The organism is Nocardia sp. NPDC050710 (genome assembly GCF_040654375.1).
Taxonomy (GTDB): Bacteria; Actinomycetota; Actinomycetes; order Mycobacteriales; family Mycobacteriaceae; genus Nocardia.
In genome coordinates this window covers 82,335-104,582 of record NZ_JBFAHV010000013.1, presented here as the reverse complement: position 1 = coordinate 104,582, position 22,248 = coordinate 82,335, and the positions used below count along the sequence as shown (strand labels likewise).

Sequence of the window (22,248 nt, the reverse complement as noted above, 5' to 3'; positions counted from 1 at the left end):
GGGCCTTCCATGAAAGCACCCGGTCCAGGACTGGTCGAAACCGGCCGCATGCTGCCGAAACTGGCGAAGAACCCACTGGCGACGGTGGGCAGCCTGCTCGACGGCTACGGCGACGTGGTCCGGGTGAAGGCCGGCCCGATGCTGGTCTACCTGGTCGCGGACCCGGCGATGACCGAATACGTGCTCAAGGACAACTACACCAACTATCGCAAGAGCCCGATCTACGACGAGTTCAGTATCCTGCTCGGCGACGGCCAGTTGACCACCAACAACCTGGACTACTGGCGCAAGCAGCGCAAGTTGATCAGCCCGGCGTTCTCCCATACACATGTCAAGGGATTCGCCGACGACATCACCGACAGCGCGGCGGCCATGCTGGATAGCTGGGATGCCGCGGCGGGCGAGTATCGCGACATCTACGACGACTACGTCAAGCTGCTGCTCGCGGTCACCGGACGCATCCTGTTCAGCATCGACTTGTCCACGGACACAACGCAAGTCACCGATGCGATGCGCGCCGCCTTCGCGTTCATCATGAAGCGCGTCAACGCCCCGGTGAAACTGCCGCAGTCGTTCCCGACACCGGAAGCGCGGCGGGTCGCCCAGAAGGTGGGCGAACTCGACGACGTCGTACGGCAGCTCATCGAGGAACGCCGGGGCGGCGGCGACACCTCGGATGTGCTCACCGCACTGGTCCGCGCCCGCGACGAGGGCGGACTGGGCATGCGGGAGGAAGACCTGCTCAACGAGATCAAGACGCTGCTCGTGGCGGGTCACGAATCACCGGCCAACGCGCTGTCGTGGGCGTGCTATCTGCTGGCTACGCACCCGGAGATCCAGGAACGCCTCGCGGGCGAGGTCCGCGACGTGCTCGGCGACCGCACCCCCACCTTCGCCGACCTCGGGCAGCTCAGCTACTGCCGGATGGTTATCGAGGAGACGATGCGGCTGTACCCACCCGCGTGGATCGTCGAGCGCACGCCGATCGCCGACGATGAGATCGGCGGGTATCACGTTCCGGCGGGAGCCCGGGTCACGCTGTGCATGTACTACATTCACCGTGACAAGCGGCTGTGGGACGATCCGACGGAGTTCCGGCCCGAGCGCTTCGCCGACAAGGAAGTGGCGGAACGCCACAAGTTCGCGTTCTTTCCGTTCTCCGGCGGCCCGCGGATCTGCCTCGGCAAGGATATGTCGATGACCGAGATGGTGCTGATCCTGGCCATGACCGTGCAACGATTCCAGCTCGAACTGGACAGCACGCATCCGGTGGTGCCGCTGGCGTCGGTGAACCTGCGCCCGGAGTTCGGCATTCGGATCCGACCCGTGCGCAGGGCCACCAAACCGGCGCTGACCTGACCGCGCTCGCGGTCAGCCGAGCAGCTCGCGGCCGAGCGTCAGTAGTTCGGCCGTCGAGAGAACCTCCTCGTCCGCCGATATCTGCGGCGGGTGGCCGAGGAGCGCGGGAGCGGTACTGTCCGGGACCTCACGCGCCCCCGTTACCGGTGGCATCGCGGGGTGGTTCGTCGCTTCGAGGCGGGCGGACAGTTCGGCGGTGAGAAGTTCGACAGTGGGGTGGCCCCAGATGATCGCCGCGGGGACGGTGATGCCGAGGCGAGCGGCCAGGCGGGAGCTGAGTTCGACAGCGTGCACCGAACCGACACCCAGCTGATCGAAGTTCTGGGTGCGGCCGATCCTGTCGGGCGTGACGCCGACGACCTCGGCCAGTTCCTCGGCCACCGTGTCGCTCAGTGCGGTGATGCCGACCAGAGGGCTCCGCACCTGATTCCGCATCGAGTCACCCGCGACCACGGTACTTGCGGAGTGTTCGTCCCGCACCGGCTCGGTCTCTGCGGAGATGGCCCAATGACGTTGCCGCTGAAAAGGATACGTCGGCAATGACACCACCCGGCCGAGTGGGTTGACCGCGGACCAATCCGGGTCGACACCGTGCTCGAATAGCGTGCCGACCGCTTGCAGCAGGCTACGGCGCGGCACTGTGCCTGGTCGCAAGGCCGCGGAGACCACCAAGGCCGAGGCCTGGGAAGCATCCACCGTCTCGGTCGGCGCGACGACCGGCGCGCTGTCGCGAAGCCTCTCGTTCAGGAAGCTGTTCACCTCTGCCATGGTGGTCGCCACCAGCGAAAGGCGATGTGCGAAAGGCCGTCTCGTGCGGCAGAGGGTGTGGGCGAGATCGTCGAGCGTGATGCCGGGGTTGCTCGAGAGGTGGTCGCGGAGGCGGCGAACCTGCTCGCGCAGTGCGGGTTCGGTGCGCGCGGACAACGCGATCACACGCTCCTTATCGCTCGAGGTCTCACGCGTATTCGGCTGCGGACCATCCGCGATCTCGGCCGGGACTTCTTCTACGATCACATGTGCGTTGGAGCCGCCGAAGCCGAACGCGCTCACTCCGGCGCGGGCCGGTCCCTGCCGTTCGGGCCACGGCAACAGGGCGCTCGCGACCTGTACGCCCGCCGCCGCGAGATCGAGATCCGCTGCGGCATGGTCGAAATGTAGGCTGCGGGGGATCTGGCGATGCCGCAGTGCCAGTGCGACCTTGAGCAGTCCGGCCATCCCGGCGGCCGCCTCGGTGTGCCCGATATTCGTCTTGATGGAACCGACGGTCAGTGCGGTGTCATCGTGCCTGGCCGCACCGTAGACGGTACCCAGCGCGGTCAGCTCGGCGCGGTCACCAACAGCGGTGCCGGTGCCGTGGGCCTCGACATAGTCGATGGTCGACGGGTCCACGCCCGCGCGGGCACAGGTGCGACGCAACAGTTGTTCCTGCCCGGGAACGCTGCTGGCGGGCATGCTGTCTTTACCCGCCCCGCCGACTGTCATCCCCCCGTGGTGGTCGCCATTGTTGTTGGTGGCGCTGCCGAGCACGGTGCAGTAGATGCGGTCACCGTCGCGCAATGCCGCCGACAGCGGTTTGAGCACGACGGCAGCGCCGCCTTCGCCGCGCACATAACCGTCGGCGGTGGCGTCGAAGGTGCGCGAGCGGCCGCCCGGGGAGAGCACACCGAGTTTGGACAGGCCGATCGCGGTGTCCGGGATGAGATTCAGCTGGACACCGCCCGCGATCGCGACCGCGCTCTCGCCGGCGCGCAGCGCCTGACAGGCCAGGTGAACCGCGACCAGCGAACCGGCACAGGAGGCGTTGACCGTCATACTCGGCCCGTCGAAACCGAGGAAATACGACACCCGGTTCGCGATGACGCCCTCCACGTCGCCGGTGCTGGTGAAGGGTGTTGTGGCGGCGGGGCCGCGACTCAACTTTACCGCCCGATAGTCGTTGAACTTGTTGGCGAAGTACACGCCGGTATCGGGGACGGCGTCGGGGCGAATTCCGGCGTCCTCGAACGCCTCCCAGGACAATTCCAGTGCGAGCCGCTGCTGCGGGTCCATGTCGGCGGCCTCGCGCGGGGTGATGCCGAAGAACTCGGCATCGAACAACTCGACATCGGGCAGGTACGCGCCCGCTATCGAGACCGTTTTCCCGGGGGCCCCGCGCTCGGTGTCGTGGTAGTTCCCGGCGGGCCACCGGCCTGCGGGCGGCGCATCCGCGACCGCATCGACTTCGCCGATCAGCAAGCGCCACAGTGCTTCCGGTGAATCCGCGCCACCGGCGAAGCGGCAGCTCATGCCGACCACGGCGATCGGCTGGAGGCTCGGTGCGCCCGTCGCCTGCTCGAAGTTGAAGCGCCGCTGCGACTTCTTCCGTTTCACGTTACCTACTCACCTGCCCGGATTCCGTCCGACCAGGTGCCCGACGGACCAATGTCTTTCGGTGAATCCGCCGATCTTGTTGTGGGGTAAAGGGATATGGACGAAACTCTACCTGTGCTATTTTCCGAACGCCCTGTTTTCGCTCGCGTGACCTCTGCGCTGGGGGGCGAGGCACGACGTCGTGAACTGATTCGCTTCGCTTCCGTCGGGGCGGCCGCTTTCACGCTGGACACCGCCGTTTTCCTGACGCTCAAGAGCACCGTGCTCGAGTCACAGCCGATCATCGCGAAGGTGCTCGCGGTGCTCGCGGCGATCACACTGTCCTACATCCTGAACAAGCAATGGTCGTTCGCCGCACGCGGCGGGCGGCGCGGCCACCACGAGGCAGCGCTGTTCTATCTGGTCAGCTTCCTCGGCATCGCGATCAATACCGCACCGCTGTGGGTGTCGCGCTACGTGCTTCACCTCGAGGTGCCCGAGGTCTCCCGGTACACCCAGAACGTCGCCGATTTCGTGGCCGCGCAGCTGATCGGTACCGCGCTCGGCATGGTGTTCCGGTTCTGGGCCTTCGTACGGGTGGTGTTCCCGGATCAGGTGGAACGCGCACCCGAGTAGTCAGGCGTGGGGCATCCAACGATCGAAGGCGACCTCTTTTGTAAGGAGGTCGCCTTCGATCGACGTTAACCGTTACTTGACGCTGATGACCTTGTCCGAGGGCTCTTTCGCGTACATGGAGGCGATGCCGTCCGCGTACTTGGTCGCGATCGGGGCGCGCTTGAGCGACATCTTCGGGGTCAGTTCGTCGCCGCCCGGCTCCCATACCGCGCCGAGGATGGTGAAGCGCTTGATCTGCTCCACTCGCGACAGCTTGCTGTTGCCCGCCTCCACCGCGGCGCGTACCTCTTCCACGATCTCCGGGCGAGTGGCGAGGGTAGCCAGGTCGGCGTCGGTAGCGCCGAGTTCCTTGGCGCGCAGAGCGGCGACATCGGGGTCGAGCACGATCAGCGCCGCGATGTAGGGCTTGGCGTCGCCGATCGCGACGGCCTGACCGATCAGTGAGGAGGCGGCCTTCATCGCGTTCTCGATATTGCTCGGGGCGATGTTCTTGCCCCCCTCGTTGATGATCAGTTCCTTCTTGCGGTCGACGATGCGCAGGTAGCCGTCGGGGTCGATGGTTCCGATATCACCACTGTGCAGCCAGCCGTCCGCATCGATCGCTTCGGCCGTCTTCTCCGGCATGTTGCGGTAGCCGCGGGTGATGATGGGGCCGCGCACCAGAACTTCACCGTCGCTGTCCAGGCGCAGTTCCATGCCGTCGACGGTGCGGCCGACCGAGCCGGGGCGCGGCTTGGCCAGCTCGGTGTAGGTGCCGACGCCGGTGGTCTCGGACATGCCCCACACTTCGGTCATATTGAAGCCGAGGCCGAGGAAGTACTCGAGGGTCTCCGGAGGCACCGGTGCGGCGCCGGAGGCCGCCACGTCCAGTTCGTCCAGGCCGAGGGCGTGCCGCAGCTTCGACAACACCAGGGCCTCGGCCACCCTGTGCTGGACGGCCAGTATCGGGCCGCGGCTCTTCCCCGCGAGATCGGCTCGGGCAGCGGCGATTCCGGTGCCGATGGCCCAGTTGGCGAGTGCCTTCTTGGCCGCGCTGGGTTCGGTGGCGAGCTTGTTCTCGATGCCCGTCTTGATCTTCTGCCACACCCGTGGCACGCCGAAGAATGTGGTCGGGCGGGCGTCGGGCAGCGCGGCCGCCACCTCGCGCGGGTCGGTGACGGTGGTGATCTGGATGCCGGTGGTCAGGTTGAGGGCATGTGCGGAGATGCGGTCGGCAACGTGCGCGGCGGGTAGGTAGGACACCGTGCGGTCGGCGAATCCGACCGGCAGCGGTCCCTTGACCAGTGCGATGATCTGGGCGAGCACATTGCGGTGGGTGATCTCCACGCCCTTGGAGGGGCCGGTGGTACCCGAGGTGTAGATCAGGGTGGCCAGGTCGTCGGCGGTGACCGCGCGCCAGGCCGCGTCGAAATCGAAGTCGTCGAGGGGGTTCGCCTCGACATCCTCGAGCGTGATGGCGCCGGTGGCCGGGCCGTCGACCACGATGGTGTGCTCGAGGTCCACGCCCGCGCCGTTCACCGCGCCGAGGAAAACCTGTTCTGTCACAACGACTTTGTTGGCCGCGTTGGTGAACACGTGCGCGATCTGATCGGGCGAACTGGTGTTGTAGACCGAGAACGGGGTCGCGCCGAGATGCAGTGCGGCGGTGTCGACCAGATTGAACTCGGGGCGATTGGTGAGCATGATGCCGACGGTGTCGCCGTGTCCGACGCCGAGCCGGGCCAGGCCCGCGGCGATCGACTTCACGCGCTCGCCGTACTCACGCCAGGTGATCTGCTGGGTGCCGCCGACCGTCCGCATCGCGACCTGCTCGGGCCGCAACGTCACGGTCTCCTGGAACGCTTCGGGCACGGTATAGACCGTTTTGCCCGATTCGTGCGTATATCCGATTTCTGTTGTCGTCATATCCCTGTTCCCGATTTCTCTGCCGTGAACCGAACCTCGCGGCGTTCGTACGCGTCCGGTCCGAGACCCGCTGCGGACAGAACGCAGCGGTGCTACTGCCAGCTTCTCACGAGTCGGCGCGCCACGTGTGGCGCGGCTCACTCATCGTAGTCAGATTCGCGGTTGGTGAGGTGGCTTACGTGTGAACCTATTTCGCCGCGGCCAGGCGACGGGGCCGGTCGGCGTAGAACCGATAGGTTGGGTGACAACGGATGTGGGAATTGCCGCAGCGCCGAGCGCCGAGACCTGAAAGACTCAGCAGCACCCGGTGATTCAGGGTAGCGAAGGGAACTGCATGTCCACTGCAAGCGTCATCCGCCCACTCGCGCCGAGCGAACAGATGTTCGCCTTCGGCGAGGTTTTCGTCGGCTACTCGGTTCGAGTATCCGGCCGATTGGACCTGAGCGCGTTGTCGACGGCGTTCGACGCCGTCGTTCGCGCCTATCCCATTCTGGGCGCCCGTCTCGAAGCCACCGGGACCGGCGGGCATGTCCTGGTGGCCGCCTCGGGGGCGGAACCGGAAATCTCGGTGGTCGACGGTGATCCGGAGCAGCTGCTCGCCGGCGCGAAGTTCGATCAGAGCGTAGCGGTCGGTGCGCTGTGCGTGGTCCGCGACGACGATACCGCGAGTGTCACGCTGGTGATCCATCACAGTGTGGCGGATGCGTACCACTCCTTTGCCATCCTCGGCGATCTGTGGTCGTTCTATCGTGCTGCCGCAGAAGGTCGCCCACTCGAGGTGGAGGTCCATCCCTATCCGGAGCCCGTAGAGGCGCTGCTGGCCGCCCGCGGCGTCGAGAAGTTCCCGATTCCGGCGGCGCCCGCGCCTGCGTCGCAACCCGCGGTTACCCCAACGCCTTCCGCCCCGTCCGCACCGGACGACATCGCCCCGGGATACCCGATGCCGCAGACGACGCGATGCCGTCTGAGCGCGGAGGCGACCGCGCGGCTGGTCGATCTCGCGCACCGCGAACAGGTGACGATGCATGGGCTGGTGTCCGCGGCGATCCTGTTGATGGAGGCCGAGATTCGGGCTCTGCCGCTGACCGAGCTCATGTACCTGTACTCCGTCGATCTCCGCACCAGGGTCAGCCCGCCGATCGGCCTGACCGACGGCACCGACGTCCTGGGATTCGCGAACTACATGCCCGGCGCCGATGCGGGGGCAACGCTGATCGGCCTGGCCCACGGCGTCTGCGATACCTTGCAGGCCGCCGTAGCCTCCGGATTCGTGCAGCAGACGCCCCTGCAGATTCCGGATGTGGCGGCGGCGGGACCACCCAGGATTCCCGGGATAGTGATAGCGACGAACTGGGGCAGAGTGCCACAACTGCCGGCGCAGCGGGATGTGCGTATCGACGACTTCCGCTCGATCTTCATCGCGAAGCCGGACCGAACCGGGCGACGGCCCGCGGCCAACACCTGCATCATCAGCACCTACGACGACCGATTGAGCATCGAAATCCACCATCAGCCACAGACTGCCGCGCAGGAGCAGCGCCGCATCGAACTACTCACGACGACACTGCACACCGCGATCGGAATCGACTCCCCGCAGTGACGCGGGTACCGCCGCGCGAGTAACGAATACGTCCTCCGCGGGCCTTTTCGGTGAGATGGGATGTGCGGCATTCCCACCCGCCCGTAACGTAGCCCAATGGTCGCCGTCTGTGTCCTGCGCGTCGACACCGCGAGATGTGTCTCAGTCTCTGCGTGTGGCAGTCATCGCCGGGGGTGTGACAGGATCACCCGGTTCGTTGATCGGTGCACAGGAGGGCCCTCGATTGGATCTGCGCTTGGGACCCAACAGATCTCACCGGATCCGGCGTGCCGTCACGGCGCTCGTAGTCGGGGCCGGTGTGCTCGGTACACCGGTATCGGCGTCAGCGGAGGACGGCGTCGATGCCTATGTCGATCGCCTGGCCCAGGCGGCGGACACCCCGGCGCTGCAATGGTCCGACTGCCAGGACGGCTTCCAGTGCTCGTCGGCGAAGGTGCCGCTGGACTACAACCAGCCGCAGCGTGAGCAGATCGAGTTGGCGGTGATCAAACTGCCCGCCACCGATCCGAGTCACCGCATCGGCACCCTATTCGTCAACTTCGGCGGTCCCGGCCCGTCCGGGGTGGATCGCCTGCGGGAACGGGTGCGGTGGCCGTGGCTGTTCTCCGATGAGCTGCGGTCACGATTCGATGTGGTCTCCTGGGACTCCCGATCGGTGGCCCGCAGTGCGGCGGTGCGCTGTTTTCCGACGGTGGATGAACAACTGGTTTTCCTCGGTTCCATGCCCGAGATGCCCACCGCCGCAAGCGAGGAAGCGCCTTTCTACGACTGGTCCAGGGAGTTTGCCGATCGCTGCGTGCAGCAGGCCGGTCCGATCCTGAACCATGCCTCGACCGCCAACACCGCCCGAGATCTGGACCTGTTGCGCCGCGCCGTCGGCGATCCGAAGCTCACCTACCACGGAATTTCCTACGGCACACAGCTCGGCGCGATCTACGCGAATATGTTTCCCAGCCGGGTGCGGGCGCTGGTGTTCGACGGATCGATGGACTTCGAGGGCAGCGCCAATGGCCATGGCGCACAAGGCACCACGGTTCCGCTGGACACCCGTCAGGACGTGGCAGGCGCCATCGCCGCCACTTTCGACGCATTCCTACAGCAGTGTTCGGCGGCCGGGCCGCGTTGCGCGTTCTCCTCCGGTGATCCGAGGCTCAAATGGACGGCGCTCGCGGAGCGGGCTCGACTGGCACCCATCAGGGTGGATGGCCAAGCGTGGACGTACACGGCGATTCTCAATGCCGCGGCGAGTCTTTCACAGTCCTCCACCTACCCGGACCTCGCGGTGCTGCTGCAGAAGTTGTTCGACGCGGGCACCACCATCCCAGGTCTGCTGCCGGTCGCACACGGCGCGTCCTACCTGGGCAACCGCACCGAGGCGTATCACGCCATTCAGTGCACCGACAGCGTCGTCCCGACCGATACCGGCGTCTACAGTCGCGCGGCGGTATCGGAAGATCTACGGGTGCCGTACTTCGGGCGCGTCGCCGTATTCAGCAGCACCACCTGCGCGTTCTGGCAAGCCCGCGACGCCGACCGGTATACCGGACCGTGGAACCGCCGCACCGCCGCACCGATCCTGGTGCTCAACAGCAGGTTCGACCCCGCGACCCCGTTGTCCGGTGCCTCCGCCGGCGCGGCCCAACTGGCGAGCGCCCAGGTCGTAGTGATCGAAGGTGCGGGCCACAGCAGCATGTACGTGCCGAGCGCCTGCGCCGAGCGGGTCAAACGGGAGTACCTGGTCACCGGCGGACTACCACCGCAAGGTACCGGCTGCGCCATCGACAAGTCGCCCTTCGACTGACGGTGCGCCCCGGGTCACGGCCGGACCCGCTTCGACGGCCCCACATCGGACGCACGCCGGGGATGCAGAGCAGTGGGGGCTGGGATTCGCTCGAGGACGGCAATCGCGCTGTCGCGCCGCGCCTTCGACGGATGGAACAGTGCCACGGCGACCGCACCGAGGTAGGAAGCGCACACCGTGGCGACGGCGAGCAATCCGGCCACGGCGACGGCGTTGGTGAGCAGGGCCGTGATCATCGCTCATCCCGTTGCGAATAGCGGTGGCGGATAAGTCTTGTGGGAAGACCGGAGATCATGGGTGAGTCCGTTCTGGCAGTGAGGCTGACACTCCGAATTGAGCCCGACCGACGGGGAGACGCGGTGTGACCGAGTCGTCTAGAGTTCGTGTATGCGCAGGTCATCATGGCTCGCACAGAATTCCGAGTCGGGCCGAGTCGGGCTGAGTCGGGCGATGCGGGGGCCTCGGTAGGATGGCGAGCACCGCACGGTCGCCACGCGCGAGGTTCAGCGAGGTACTCAGGACGTTGTACCGTGCGGCGGGATCGCCGAAGCCCGCCGCGATCGAGGCCGCGGTGAGAATTGCCGAGGGTCGCGTCGTCCCGGATTCGACGATCGAGGGCTGGCTCGCAGATCCGGCCGAATCGGCAAGGGTCCCTCGGGACGGCCAAGACCTTGCGGCAATCGTCAGATATCTTTCGGACAAGGCGAGAACCAGGAAGCGCGGCTTCCGGACTCTCAGCCCCGATGCATGGGAAGCCCTGCGACGGGAAGCGTGGAAGGCCCCGCGACTCGGTCCCGAATCCCCTCGGCGAATGACTTCACCGGTCGGCGAGGATGGGTGGTATGACCCGGGCGACTCACCGGATTCCGTGGACATCGAAACAGCGCGAAAAGTTCGTGGCACCGGGACACGGCCGCGTAGGTACGAGGCCGAGACCGAGCGAAGCGGACATCGATTGTTCCTCGCGCATTCCAGTGCGGACAGGCCGATCGTCCGCGAACTGTTCCAGCTGTTGGCGCTGGACGGGTTCGAACCATGGCTGGATGAGGATTCGCTACTCGTCGGCCAGAACTCGGATCATGGCGTGCGGGAGGCCATTCGATATTCCGATGCCATGGTTGTCTTTCTGAGTTCGAACGGTCTCGAGAACGACTATGTCAACCAACATATTTCACGGATCATGACGAGGGGAGGGCAAACCTACGGCGGCGGCCTGATTATTCCGATCAAGCTCGAAGACTGCGAAGTCCCTGCACGACTCGCCCGGATACATCCGGTGGTCCTATCTATATCGGATGACGACTTCTCCATCGGCGCAACGTATCTGAGGCTCCAGGTAGCGTTGATTTTCCATGCGGCAAGTTTCGGGCATGTCGACAGCGCCGGGTTCCGGGCATACAGATACGGTATGCCACCGGGATCTCCGGCGAATTTCCCCACCGCAAAGCGTGCCTGCGACTGGCAGTCACGCTATTCGATCAAAGGCGGGTACCTCGTTCGCGGCAGGAATCCCGATGGGTCCAAATACTATGGAACCGCGTCCATCGACGCCGCCGAAGACGTTCCGACTATGCAGACGGTAATCGGACACCAGGTATTCGACTATCCGCCGGGGACGTGGCGCCACAGCGACAGATCCGTGTCATTCGAGGGAAGAGATTACACCGTCACGTACACCCGAACGGACTGCGGAACCCTGCTCGGCACGTGGGGCCGCGGGGGAGTGGAAGAGTTGATCCCAGCTTCACCACTGTCGCACGCGGGTGTCCGAATCTCGGTGACGAGCACGGGCCCGACGACTGCCGGACCTCCCGATGCCTCCCGCGCGTAGATCCGGTACGTGCGGCGGACGGGTGCGGCACCCGATCCCGTCGCGATACCCAATGCTCCCCGGATCGCATCGGTCGCATGCGGCTTGCCGCCCCGCCCTTGCCCGACTGTGGAGGCGTTGTCCCACATCAGCATTCGCGGCATGCGACCCCGGTTCGCTTCGCGCAGCTGCCGACGCGGCAGAGGCTGATCGGACTGCGCTAGGGAGTCTCCTACTGAGTACTTCGATCATGCAGCAGCACGGCGGCGGGTCCGGCACCGAGACGGCCATTTCGGTGGAGGGCTACCGCGTGCTTGGGGGCACGGCATGTAGCCTGGCATCGGAGGAGGGGCAATGCTGATTGATTTCGTTCCCGACGGGAGTTTGTACCCTTTCGAGTCGCGCTGGTTCGACTCGTCCGTCGGCTGGGTTCACTACATCGATGAGGGTGCCGGGCCGACGCTGCTGTTCTGTCATGGCGCTCCGACGTGGAGTTTTCTCTACCGTCACATCGTGAAGGAGCTGCGCGACCGGTACCGGTGTATCGCCGTCGACTATCCGGGTTTCGGATTGTCCGAACGTCCCGCGGGTTTCGGCTATACGGTGGCCGAGCACACCGCGGTCCTCGGCGAGCTGATCGATCACCTGCAGCTCGATGGCTTCGTTCTGATGGGACAGGATTGGGGCGGACCCATTGGTCTGGGCGCGGTCGCTGCGCGCGCGGATCGGGTGCGGGGGATCGTGCTGGGCAACACCGTGTTCTGGCCGATCGAAGCAATGGCTAATCGGGCGTTCAGCATGATCATGAGCAGCCGTCCGATGCAGCGGCGGATACTCGAAAAGAATTTCCTCGTCGAGCGCGTCCTGCTCGCAGAGCTGGGGCACGAGCTCACCGCGGCCGAGGCCGACCACTATCGCATGGTGCAGCCCACCGCGGAAGCCCGGTGTGCGCTCGCCGTGACGCCCAAGGAAATTCGTGCCGCACGCCCGCTGCTGGACCAACTCGCCCGAGATGTGCCCGCCCTGCTCGGCGACAAGCCGGCCCTGTTGGTGTGGGGAATGCGGGACATGGTGTTCCGTCCGAACGCCTGTATTCCGCGAATGCGTGCCGCCTTCACCGATCTCGACGTAGTCGAGCTGCCGCACGCGCGGCACTTCATTCAGGAACACGCACCGGACGAGATCGCGGCGGCGATCGCGAAGCGGTTCCCGTGAGTACGATCGATGAACGCCGGACCAATTACCTTGTCGTCGCGGGCATCCCGTACCGGCGGCGCACTGGATGCCGTGGTGGGATCTGCCCGAGGTGTTCGGGCCGTCGCACACGGTGTGGAAGCGGCAGCACCCGCTACGGCGAGGTTGGCGCGCTCGGGATCACGGCCTTGATCTTCGTGCCGCGCAACAACCTGTGGTTCGCGGCCGAGGAAGACACTCGTCGGGATCGCTGACGCGGTGGTTCGGCGGGGATATGCCGGTGCCGAATCTGGGACCGGACACGCCGACATCGCCGCCGCGCGTCGGCACACGCCCGCGACTTCAACCGGCCCGCCGAACTACTGCTGACATGCTGAAACTCGGCTTTGTCGAGGCCCTTGGGCAATGAGCACTCTCACCGGCACTGTGCGTCGATGTACTCGGAGAAGTGCGGGAACTCGGTGGCCGCAGCTTCCACGATCTGCGGCGGCGGAACTTCGCGTCCAGGGGCGTGGCGCATAGCGATCGCGCGGAACTGTTCGGTGGGTTGCGGGCTCCAGAGCCGAGATAGATGATTGGCTGTTGTTCGATCGCCACTGCTGGGCGCACCAGCCAAAAACCGGTGTAGTCGCCCGCACCGCTTGTTCCGAAGAACCGGAACTCGGAACCGTCCGCGTGCTCATTCCCGGTCCACAGCCGATACCACCATGCTGTCCGGTCCGGCGCCTCGAACTGTTCATATATTTCGAAATCGCAGTCGCGCACTTCGTCCGTCTCGTCGTTGTATTCGTACTCGAAGCCGACTGCCAGCACCGCGGCCAAGGCCATGGGCAGAGCGAGATCCCCGCTGTGTCGTTCCTGTCGATCCGTCACGCGACCGACAATAGCCGGACTCATGCGAGCCCCGACCCCGCGTATCTCCGCCCGAATCCTCCCGGATCGCAGACCTACCCAACGACTTTGCCGGGGCCATGGGGGTGTGTGCAGGCTTCCTGCGTCATGCCGAAAAGTCCTCGGCCACTTATGAATCGGCGTACGAACGCGGTTCGCCGAGGTCGGGCGCGTTGGGCTCGTCAGCGAGTAGGAAGACATGATCGCCGACATCGCGCCCGACCTCACGGCGGCCCGTCCGGGATCGCTCGGTGAGGCTTGCGCGCCCGGCCCCGGAGAGCGGCAAACCCTCTCTTACCACCGGCTGTGGTGGTTGGACCACCACAGCCGGTCCTTCGGCTCGATGCCGGACGAGGCTCAGATGTCCTCGATCTTGCTCTCCTCGTAGGTGATCGTCACCTCTTCGGTCGCAGACCCCTCCGCTCCGGCCGGCGGCAATTCCCGCCGATCCGACACCCATGCGCCCAGCAGGTGGATCCGCCTGACCGGCATATCCCAATCCAGGACGGTGATCGCGATATCCCGGCGAGCGGTATCCATATCGCGCTTGACCAACGTCGTCTCGATCCAGTCGGTGAACGCCTTGCTCCGGTCGGGCCCGCGAGTGATCGTGATTTCGCCACCCTGTGCATAGTTGATGGGCAATTGACCGTCCGGAGTCATCTGCTCGACCGCCACCGCATCCAGGCCGATCGACAGACCGTTCACCTGCGGAATAGTTTCTACTTGAAACTTTCCCAGCTCGATGCCGAAGGTGTATCCACTGATCGTGTCGCCGAGAGACATGGGAACTCCTCACCTGTCGGGGCGCTACACAGTCCTCGCTCCTGAAATACGAGACTTTCGCGCCGTCGTCTGTTTGATGGTCAACACAACGAACTCCGGCCGGGCGCGTGGGCGTGATACCCACGTCACATATCATCCCGACATCAATGGTGAGCCGCAGCAGAACTGGCACATCTCGCCAGCCGCGATCGGGCAGATCGGCGTTATGGCACGATCTTATGGGTGACAAGCAGACCCGATGCCGCACAGCACCTGAGTGACCTCGCACGGCTGCGCCGCGTCCGCGACCGCATCGACCGCGAGTACGCGCAGCCGCTGGACGTCGAGGCGCTCGCTCGCGACGCGCACATCTCGGCCGGGCACCTCAGTCGCCAGTTCAAGCTCGCCTATGGCGAATCGCCGTACGCCTATTTGATGACGCGGCGCATCGAACGCGCGATGGCGCTGCTGCGTCGTGGTGACCTCAGCGTCACCGAGGTCTGTTTCGAGGTCGGCTGCTCGTCACTGGGCACCTTCAGCACTCGCTTCACCGAACTGGTGGGTGTTCCGCCCAGCACCTACAAGCGGGAGGCGGAGCAAGCGACGGCGGGGATGCCATCCTGCGTGGCGAAGCAGGTCACCAGACCGATCAGGAATCGAGAAGCACGGGTCACCTAGCCACATTTATCGTGATCTGCATGGACATCACCATTCACCAGACCTACCTCCCGCAGGACGATCCGGACGCCGCCCTGGCCTTCTATCGCGACACTCTCGGCTTCGAGGTCCGCAACGACGTCGGATACAACGGAATGCGCTGGATCACGGTCGGTCCCACCAATCAGCCCGGCATCTCCATCGTCCTGCACCCGCCGGGCGCCGACCCCGGCGTCACCGACGAGGAGCGGCGCACCATTGCCGAGATGATGGCCAAGGGCACCTACGCCGCCATCAACCTGGCTACCGAAGACCTCGATGGCGTCTTCGAGAAGCTGCAGGCCAGCGATATCGCCGAGGTCGTCCAGGAGCCGACCGAACAGCCGTACGGGGTTCGCGACTGCGCCTTCCGTGATCCCGCGGGCAATATGGTCCGCATCAAGCAACTGCGCTGAGCCGTCGCACGACCGCAGCGCTCACCGTCGTCACACCGAACATCGGCTCACCCATGACACGCGAGGTGTGGGTGGCCGGTGCGTCGGCGAACCGCGCGCTGATGCGCGGCGGTCGTGGAATGGCCGATGTCTCGGCGGGGCGTGCTACCCGGCCGCGATCAGGCAGACAGCGGTCCGCTGCCGGGACCAGACCGGCGAACACGAATATCGAAGCTGGTTGGATCGAACCCGGCACCGTCGACGGTGACTACGAAGGCGGCCCCGCCACACAGAGGAGACATGATGAGCACGCGTACGAGGACGGGCACGAAGCGGACGACCGCGCAGTCGCCCGAGCTGCACGATGCCGACAGCCACGATCTGATCCGGGTGCACGGCGCACGCGTGAACAATCTGAAGGACATCAGCATCGAGATCCCGAAGCGTCGCCTGACGGTATTCACCGGCGTCTCCGGCTCGGGTAAGAGCTCGCTGGTGTTCAGCACGATCGCCGCGGAGTCGCAGCGGCTGATCAACGAGACCTACAGCGCCTTCGTGCAGGGTTTCATGCCGACGCTGGCGCGGCCCGAGGTCGACGTGCTCGAAGGGCTGACGACCGCGATCATCGTCGATCAGGAGCGGATGGGGGCCGATCCCCGCTCCACGGTCGGCACCGCCACCGACGCCAACGCGATGCTCCGCATCCTTTTCAGTCGCCTCGGGAAGCCGCATATCGGCTCTCCCCAGGCGTTCTCCTTCAATGTGGCCTCGATCAGCGGAGCGGGCGCGGTCACGGTGGAGCGCGGCGGGAAGACCGTGCGGGAGCGCCGCAGCTTCAGCATCACCGGCGGCATGTGCCCGCGGTGCGAGGGCAGGGGCTCGGTCAACGATATCGATCTGACCCAGCTGTACGACGACACCAAATCCCTCAACGAGGGTGCGCTCACCATCCCCGGCTACAGCATGGACGGCTGGTTCGGCCGGATCTTCAGCGGCTGCGGCTTCTTCGATCCGGACAAGCCGATCAAGAAGTTCACCAAGAGAGAGCTCAACGATCTGCTCTACAAGGAGCCGACCAAGATCAAGGTCGACGGCATCAACCTGACCTACGAAGGCCTGATCCCGAGGATCCGGAAGTCGATGCTGTCCAAGGACGTCGACGCACTGCAGCCACATATCCGCGCCTTCGTGGCGCGGGCGGTCGCCTTCGCCACCTGCCCCGAATGCGACGGTACCCGGCTCAGCGAGGAAGCCCGGTCGTCGAAGATCAAGAAGATCAGCATCGCCGACGCGTGCGCGATGCAAATCAGCGACCTGGCGAAATGGGTAGGCGGCCTTGAGGAGAAGTCGGTGGCGCCGCTGCTGACTTCACTGCGGTACACCCTCGATTCGTTCGTCGAGATCGGGCTGGGCTACCTCTCGCTGGACCGGCCCGCGGGAACGTTGTCGGGCGGTGAGGCGCAGCGCGTCAAGATGATCCGCCACCTCGGGTCCTCGCTCACCGACGTCACCTACGTTTTCGACGAGCCCACCGCGGGCCTGCACCCGCACGACATCCAGCGGATGAACGATCTGCTGCTGCGACTGCGGGACAAGGGCAACACGGTGCTGGTCGTGGAGCACAAGCCGGAGACGATCGTGATCGCCGACCATATCGTCGACCTCGGTCCCGGCGCCGGATCGGCGGGCGGCACGGTCTGCTTCGAGGGCGCCGTCGAGGGGCTGCGGGCCAGCGGCACGATTACCGGCAACCATTTCGACGACCGGGCCGCACTGAAGGAGACGGTGCGCAAGCCCACCGGAACACTGGAGATCCGGGGCGCGACGACGCACAACCTCCAGGACGTCGACGTCGACATCCCGCTCGGGGTGCTGTGCGTCATCACCGGCGTCGCCGGCTCCGGTAAGAGCTCACTGATCCACGGATCCGTCCCCGACTCGGCGGAGGTGGTGTCGGTCGACCAGACGCCCATCCGCGGCTCGCGGCGCAGCAACCCGGCCACCTACACCGGACTGCTCGACCCGATTCGCAAAGCGTTCGCGAAAGCCAACGGCGTGAAGCCCGCACTGTTCAGCGCCAACTCCGAGGGCGCCTGCCCCACCTGCAATGGCGCCGGCGTCGTCTACACCGACCTGGCGATCATGGCCGGTGTCGCCTCCACCTGCGAGGAGTGCGAGGGGAAACGGTTCCAGGCGGCGGTGCTGGAATACCACTTCGGTGGCCGCGATATCAGCGAGGTGCTCGCGATGTCGGTGGCCGAGGCCGAGGAGTTCTTCGGCTCCGGCGAGGCGCGCATACCTGCCGCGCATGCCATTCTCGAGCGGCTCGCCGACGTGGGGCTCGGCTATCTCACCATCGGCCAGCCTCTCACCACACTGTCCGGCGGCGAGCGGCAGCGACTCAAGCTGGCCACCCACCTGGGCGAGAAGGGCGGCGTCTACGTTCTCGACGAGCCGACCACCGGACTGCACCTCGCCGATGTCGAGCAGTTGCTCGGTCTGCTCGACCGACTTGTCGACTCCGGCAAATCGGTCATTGTCATCGAGCATCACCAGGCGGTTATGGCGCACGGCGACTGGATCATCGATCTCGGCCCCGGAGCTGGTCACGACGGCGGCAAGATCGTCTTCGAGGGCACTCCCGCCGACCTCGTCGCGGACCGTTCCACCCTCACCGGCGAGCACCTCTCGGCCTACGTCGGCGCCTGACCGTCGGCGACGATCGTCGCGTGGTTGACGCCGAGCGGGGCGGCCTCGTGGGCGTCGAGATGGTCCAGGCGACTGGCATGCGTCTGGACTATCGGTGCCGGTTTCGTTGCATCGGGGGAGTTCGACGCGCTCGGCGCGGAGGACGTCACCTCGGTGCTACCCCAACCTTGGTGGTGATCTGCTCACCCCTTGGGGGACCGACCCCAGCACTCGGGGGCCTGATACCGGTGGTCGATGCGGCGGACAGTTGGAGAAGTCACCGCAAGCAGACCGGAGCCTCCAATGTCGATCACCAGCACAATCGCCGCCTCGGCGGAACGGCGTGCCACGGTCTCGACGCGAGACGGCGTGGCACTCGCGGTTCGCGAATACGGGCCACGAAATGCGGACCTCACGGTCGTCCTCCTGCACGGACATTGCCTGCGCACCGCCTCCTGGTCCTACGTCCGCAGCACACTGCTGCGCCAGTACGCCGGCGCTCGGATCGTCTGCTACGACCACCGCGGCCACGGCGACTCCGCCGCGGCGTCTCGGCGGACCTACAACCTCGAGCAGCTCGGCCACGATCTGCGTGACGTTCTCGATGCTGTCGCCCCCACCGGGCCCGTCGTGCTCGTCGGCCATTCGATGGGCGGCATGACCGCACTGACCTACGTCAGCCAGAACCCCCAGGAGATCGGTACTCGCATCGTCGGCGTCGCACTCATCGCGACGGCTGCGAGCGGGCTCGCCGACGCCGGCTTCGGCCGTCTGCTGCGCAACCCGGTCGTTTCCGTATTCCAGACTGCTGTCCGACATGCTCCGGGCATGATGCAGCACGCGAAGCGTGTGGGCTGCAAGGTCTTCGCTCCGATCATCCGTACCGCCGAATTCGGCGATCGCAAGGTCAGCCCTGGGGTGCTGGCCCTTGCCAACGCCATGCACAACCAGACCCCGATCGTGACGATGGCGGGTTTCTTGAGCGCGTTCATGGCCTATGACCAAACCGACGCGCTTCCGCTTCTGTCGAGGATCCCGACATTGGTGCTCAGCGGCTCCGCCGACCTGATGACGCCGCCGTCGCATTCCGTCGCGATGGCCGCCGCCGTCGATTACTCGGATTTCGTGATGGTCGAGGGCGCCGGTCACTCGGTGATTCTCGAGCAGCCGAGGCAGGTTGCCGAGGCGATTGCTCGCCTGATGAACCGGGTAGGCGGCACCGACAGGATTGAAGGCCCTCACCTCACGGTCGTCGCGTAGTCCGGTTCCCACCTGATCGGCAGCGGCTTATACCTTTCCCGTCGATCGGTCGATCTGTCATCGAAAGCCGGTGTCGAGCAGTCTATTTCGCGTATGCTCAAGGGCTGGCAGTGAGTCGTGTGCTGGGGTTTTGCTCGTGGATCCATGCGGATTCGGAAGGGGCCATGCATGACCAGATACGTGCACTACGTCGGTTCGCTGCCCGAGGAGCTGATGACGGGTGATCGCGCCGTCATGGAATGGTTTGTCGATCGTAGTGAGGGCTGGCCTGTCACCGCGGTGCCCTGCGACCTGGACCCCGACTGGATCCTCCAGTACCTGCACGCGCGCAAGGATCATGCCGACGTATTCGAGGTCGTGCGGGCGGGGGAGTTCGCCGACTACAGCGACTTCCCCAGTTATGGTCTGCGGTCCGGCCGGGTATTGGAGCCGCGGCATGTAGCGATGAACCGGGATGAGCGGATCGGTGAAGTCGTCTCCGCATTCGAATCGCTGCGGCGCGACCGCCCGTTATCGACCGAGACGAAAATCCAGATAAGCCAGCCTAATCCGCTGGATCTCGCAATGTTCGTCTTCGCGGGTGCGGCGGTATCCGATGGGCTTCCGGTCGGGCCGGCTTTGCGGCGCTCCGATCTCGTGGTGGCTGCGCTTCGGCATCTGCCGGTGTTCACCGAGGCCGTGCTCCAGGAGATGACAGAGGTCATCGCCAGGCACGGTGATCGTGTTGTCTGGCAACTGGAGTCGCCCATCGCACTGCTGGGCATGGTCAAAGCCCAGCAGCTGCACTCGCAGTGGGCGGTCGGCAGGCTGGTCGCGCGGCAGCTGGCGGGCATTCTCGGGCGGATGCACGAGATCGGAGCCGAGACGGTGGTGCACCTGTGCTTCGGCGACTATCAACACAAGAGTCTCTTGACCCCGCGCAGTCTCGACCCCGCGGTAATACTGCTCAATCACACTGCGCGACTGCTGAATAAGCGAGGCATCCCCTTGCCTGCGGTGCATATTCCCTGCGCATACGGTGCCGACCCGGCTCCGTTGGACCCCGATTTCTACGCCGCGCTGAGCAGGCTGGATCCGGACTGGCGGGTAATCGCCGGTGTCGTGTCACCGGACTCGGTCGAAGGTAGTGCACAGGCGCTTGCCCTATTCGAAAGAGCTTCCGGCCGAACTGCTTACGGCGTCGCAACGGCGTGCGGCCTCGGCCGGTGCACCATCGAGACGGCCGAGCAGGCGGCAGCGGGCACGGTCGCCGTAGCACGCGGTTAGTGACACCTGGTGTGGCCTCGCAACAGGTTGTGTGGTGGGTCAGCGCAGGTGGGTGAGAACGGTGGCGGCAATACCGATGGTCGTGGCGCAGATGTCGGCATGCGACTGGACAGCGACTACTCCATCGTCACTCGTTCCGGTATGCCGAAGGACTTGGCACAGCAGTTGAGATCACTGGACACGGTGTCTCCCGGCCCGAGGGAAGCGGCATGTTGCGGAGCCGGGGGATCCACCGCGCTACTCCGAAACCGGCTGTCCGACAGGCGTGTCGAAGTGATCCGTCATGCGCGAATCGGTGCCTCTGGTGGAATCGGCGATTCCATCCGCCGCATAGACCGGCACTCCGAACACAGTGGACGTACTGGTCACTCGCAATGGGGTCGAAGGGATGATCGTGAATGAACGGATGGCCAGGTGACGGTTGGCCGAAGTATCAGTCAAGATTCCGAGCCGGAAGTAGCGCGCTACCAGGCCCGAGTGCTCCGTGTAGTTGATCTCTTTCGGATCATTGGCGGCCTGTTCCAGATTTTGATAGTCGATTCCGTTCAGAGACCACTGCAGCGTACAAGCGTGCGGTAGATGGTTCCCCGATGGATCACCAAAGCGGACTCGGATGGAGGTCGCCGGCGGCGTGTTCTCTCCTCTGTCCACCACGATCCATCCGGCAAAGGTCGAAATAGGCGATTCGCTGAGGTAATAGGTGCCGAGCGAGCCGTCGAACATGTGCTCGAGCGGATGGTCCGGTGCCGCCTCGAATCCGTCGGAGACCGACAACGCGGTCTCATTCCCGATGTGCAGATCGCCGCGCACAGTCAAGTGCCTGACCTCCAGATCCGGCACCCGGACGGTGAGGAAGGCAGACAGGATCCGCTCTACGGTGTTGTTGCCGACTTGGACGGTGCCACGGAGATAGAACACCGTCGTCCGGGTGATGTTGGAGACCGTATAGGTGGTTTTGTTCGTGACATCGACATCGGCGACGTCGTACAGCAGTTTCAGCGACGAAACACCGCTGGCCTCCCATTTCAGCTTCACCGAACCGCTGTTGTCGATGATCATCGGTTCGACGGTGAAGTTCTCGAGACGAAAGTCGGGCGGGAACTTGCCGACGTTGATCGCGACGCTTCCAGTCTCCCAGGCACCGTCGCCGTCTACCTCCCGCCACTCCATCGCGATGGCCAGCATCGTGCTCCCGACCACCGAGTTGATGCGCGCGTCCATCAACTGGATCGTGACGCCCTCGTCGCGGTCGATGACGGTGAATCCCGTTGTCGGCGTGAAGGTGATCGTCTTCGCCGCCGGGTCCGTGCGCGGCGTCCACTCCTTCAAACTGATCTGCGGGGCGATGCTGGTGATATCCGGTGTCAGATCGGCGGAGTTGGTCCCGGTCGGCACCGTGATGGTGATCTTGCGGCATTCGATAGCCTTCCCGCTGCGGCGACTGCCGACCAACACGAAATCGGCGTGTTGCGGATCGCCGCTGGACGGCGAGATACGCACTGGATCCGGATCCGTGTTCAGCTCGAAATACAGTGGTGCGCTGGAGCTCACGTGCACACCGTCGGTCGCGGAGTACTGGCCGATGATCGACATTCGTTCTCCTCGTTCGTCGCTGGGATCGGTCGGACGGCAT

The 22,248-nt window shown here is 65.2% G+C and carries 18 protein-coding genes; 11 read left to right on the top strand and 7 right to left on the bottom strand.

Features of this window, described 5'->3' with window-relative positions; translation table 11 throughout:
- Nucleotides 1–9 precede the first annotated feature (9 nt).
- Nucleotides 10–1,359 (top strand): cytochrome P450, encoded by a 1,350-nt coding sequence (locus tag AB0H61_RS22265; protein ID WP_357307441.1) that lies wholly within the window; start codon nt 10–12, stop codon nt 1,357–1,359.
- Nucleotides 1,360–1,371: 12 nt separating this feature from the next.
- On the opposite strand, the gene AB0H61_RS22260 is transcribed toward AB0H61_RS22265, so the two are convergent.
- Nucleotides 1,372–3,729, bottom strand: a complete 2,358-nt coding sequence (locus AB0H61_RS22260) for a beta-ketoacyl synthase N-terminal-like domain-containing protein (RefSeq protein ID WP_357307439.1) — start codon at nt 3,727–3,729, stop codon at nt 1,372–1,374.
- 147 nt (nt 3,730–3,876) lie between these two features.
- On the opposite strand from AB0H61_RS22260, the gene AB0H61_RS22255 reads away from it, so the two are divergent.
- Nucleotides 3,877–4,344 carry a GtrA family protein gene (locus AB0H61_RS22255; RefSeq protein WP_357307437.1) on the top strand — a complete coding sequence of 156 codons (468 nt, stop codon included), beginning with the start codon at nt 3,877–3,879 and terminating at the stop codon, nt 4,342–4,344.
- 72 nt (nt 4,345–4,416) lie between these two features.
- On the opposite strand, the gene AB0H61_RS22250 is transcribed toward AB0H61_RS22255, so the two are convergent.
- On the bottom strand, nt 4,417–6,249 hold the full coding sequence (locus AB0H61_RS22250) for a long-chain fatty acid--CoA ligase (protein ID WP_357307435.1): 1,833 nt from the start codon (nt 6,247–6,249) through the stop codon (nt 4,417–4,419).
- A 334-nt stretch (nt 6,250–6,583) separates the two neighbouring features.
- Here AB0H61_RS22250 and AB0H61_RS22245 point away from each other — a divergent pair, with 334 nt between their 5' ends.
- Both AB0H61_RS22245 and AB0H61_RS22240 read left to right on the top strand, forming a co-directional pair.
- The gene (locus tag AB0H61_RS22245) at nt 6,584–7,849 is read left to right on the top strand and encodes a hypothetical protein (RefSeq protein WP_357307433.1); all 1,266 of its coding nucleotides are present in this window, start codon (nt 6,584–6,586) and stop codon (nt 7,847–7,849) included.
- A gap of 235 nt (nt 7,850–8,084) precedes the next feature.
- Entirely contained in the window at nt 8,085–9,650 is a 1,566-nt protein-coding gene (locus AB0H61_RS22240) for an alpha/beta hydrolase (protein ID WP_357307431.1), read from the top strand.
- A 14-nt stretch (nt 9,651–9,664) separates the two neighbouring features.
- Here the strand turns inward: AB0H61_RS22240 and AB0H61_RS22235 are convergent, their stop codons facing one another.
- A complete protein-coding gene (locus AB0H61_RS22235) occupies nt 9,665–9,886 on the bottom strand; it encodes a hypothetical protein (protein WP_357307429.1) in 222 nt (73 codons plus the stop codon).
- Nucleotides 9,887–10,461: 575 nt separating this feature from the next.
- Here AB0H61_RS22235 and AB0H61_RS22230 point away from each other — a divergent pair.
- Together AB0H61_RS22230 and AB0H61_RS22225 are read left to right on the top strand one after the other, a co-directional pair.
- The gene (locus AB0H61_RS22230) at nt 10,462–11,481 is read left to right on the top strand and encodes a toll/interleukin-1 receptor domain-containing protein (protein WP_357307427.1); all 1,020 of its coding nucleotides are present in this window, start codon (nt 10,462–10,464) and stop codon (nt 11,479–11,481) included.
- A 333-nt stretch (nt 11,482–11,814) separates the two neighbouring features.
- Nucleotides 11,815–12,675, top strand: a complete 861-nt coding sequence (locus tag AB0H61_RS22225) for a haloalkane dehalogenase (RefSeq protein WP_357307426.1) — start codon at nt 11,815–11,817, stop codon at nt 12,673–12,675.
- A gap of 321 nt (nt 12,676–12,996) precedes the next feature.
- On the opposite strand, the gene AB0H61_RS22220 is transcribed toward AB0H61_RS22225, so the two are convergent.
- Nucleotides 12,997–13,482: a hypothetical protein gene (locus AB0H61_RS22220; RefSeq protein WP_357307424.1), complete on the bottom strand. Its 486-nt coding sequence runs from the start codon at nt 13,480–13,482 to the stop codon at nt 12,997–12,999.
- A 420-nt stretch (nt 13,483–13,902) separates the two neighbouring features.
- Nucleotides 13,903–14,331 carry a phage tail protein gene (locus AB0H61_RS22215; RefSeq protein WP_357307422.1) on the bottom strand — a complete coding sequence of 143 codons (429 nt, stop codon included), beginning with the start codon at nt 14,329–14,331 and terminating at the stop codon, nt 13,903–13,905.
- 222 nt (nt 14,332–14,553) lie between these two features.
- On the opposite strand from AB0H61_RS22215, the gene AB0H61_RS22210 reads away from it, so the two are divergent.
- The 3 genes from AB0H61_RS22210 (at nt 14,554) to AB0H61_RS22200 (ending at nt 18,110) form a co-directional block, all read left to right on the top strand.
- Nucleotides 14,554–14,988: a helix-turn-helix transcriptional regulator gene (locus tag AB0H61_RS22210; RefSeq protein ID WP_357307420.1), complete on the top strand. Its 435-nt coding sequence runs from the start codon at nt 14,554–14,556 to the stop codon at nt 14,986–14,988.
- Between the two features lie 20 nt (nt 14,989–15,008).
- On the top strand, nt 15,009–15,422 hold the full coding sequence (locus AB0H61_RS22205; protein WP_357307418.1) for a VOC family protein: 414 nt from the start codon (nt 15,009–15,011) through the stop codon (nt 15,420–15,422).
- A 282-nt stretch (nt 15,423–15,704) separates the two neighbouring features.
- Nucleotides 15,705–18,110, top strand: coding sequence for an excinuclease ABC subunit UvrA (locus tag AB0H61_RS22200; protein WP_357307416.1), 2,406 nt, complete (start codon nt 15,705–15,707; stop codon nt 18,108–18,110).
- Here AB0H61_RS22200 and AB0H61_RS22195 read toward each other — a convergent pair.
- Complete coding sequence (locus AB0H61_RS22195) at nt 18,095–18,259, bottom strand: hypothetical protein (RefSeq protein ID WP_357307414.1); 165 nt, start codon at nt 18,257–18,259, stop codon at nt 18,095–18,097. The genes AB0H61_RS22200 and AB0H61_RS22195 overlap by 16 nt on opposite strands.
- Before the next feature lie 133 nt (nt 18,260–18,392).
- Between AB0H61_RS22195 and AB0H61_RS22190 the strand changes: the two genes are divergently transcribed.
- On the top strand, nt 18,393–19,349 hold the full coding sequence (locus tag AB0H61_RS22190) for an alpha/beta hydrolase (protein WP_357307412.1): 957 nt from the start codon (nt 18,393–18,395) through the stop codon (nt 19,347–19,349).
- Nucleotides 19,350–19,517: 168 nt separating this feature from the next.
- Complete coding sequence (locus AB0H61_RS22185; protein ID WP_357307410.1) at nt 19,518–20,615, top strand: hypothetical protein; 1,098 nt, start codon at nt 19,518–19,520, stop codon at nt 20,613–20,615.
- Nucleotides 20,616–20,852: 237 nt separating this feature from the next.
- On the opposite strand, the gene AB0H61_RS22180 is transcribed toward AB0H61_RS22185, so the two are convergent.
- Nucleotides 20,853–22,208: a hypothetical protein gene (locus AB0H61_RS22180; RefSeq protein WP_357307408.1), complete on the bottom strand. Its 1,356-nt coding sequence runs from the start codon at nt 22,206–22,208 to the stop codon at nt 20,853–20,855.
- Nucleotides 22,209–22,248: the final 40 nt, after the last annotated feature.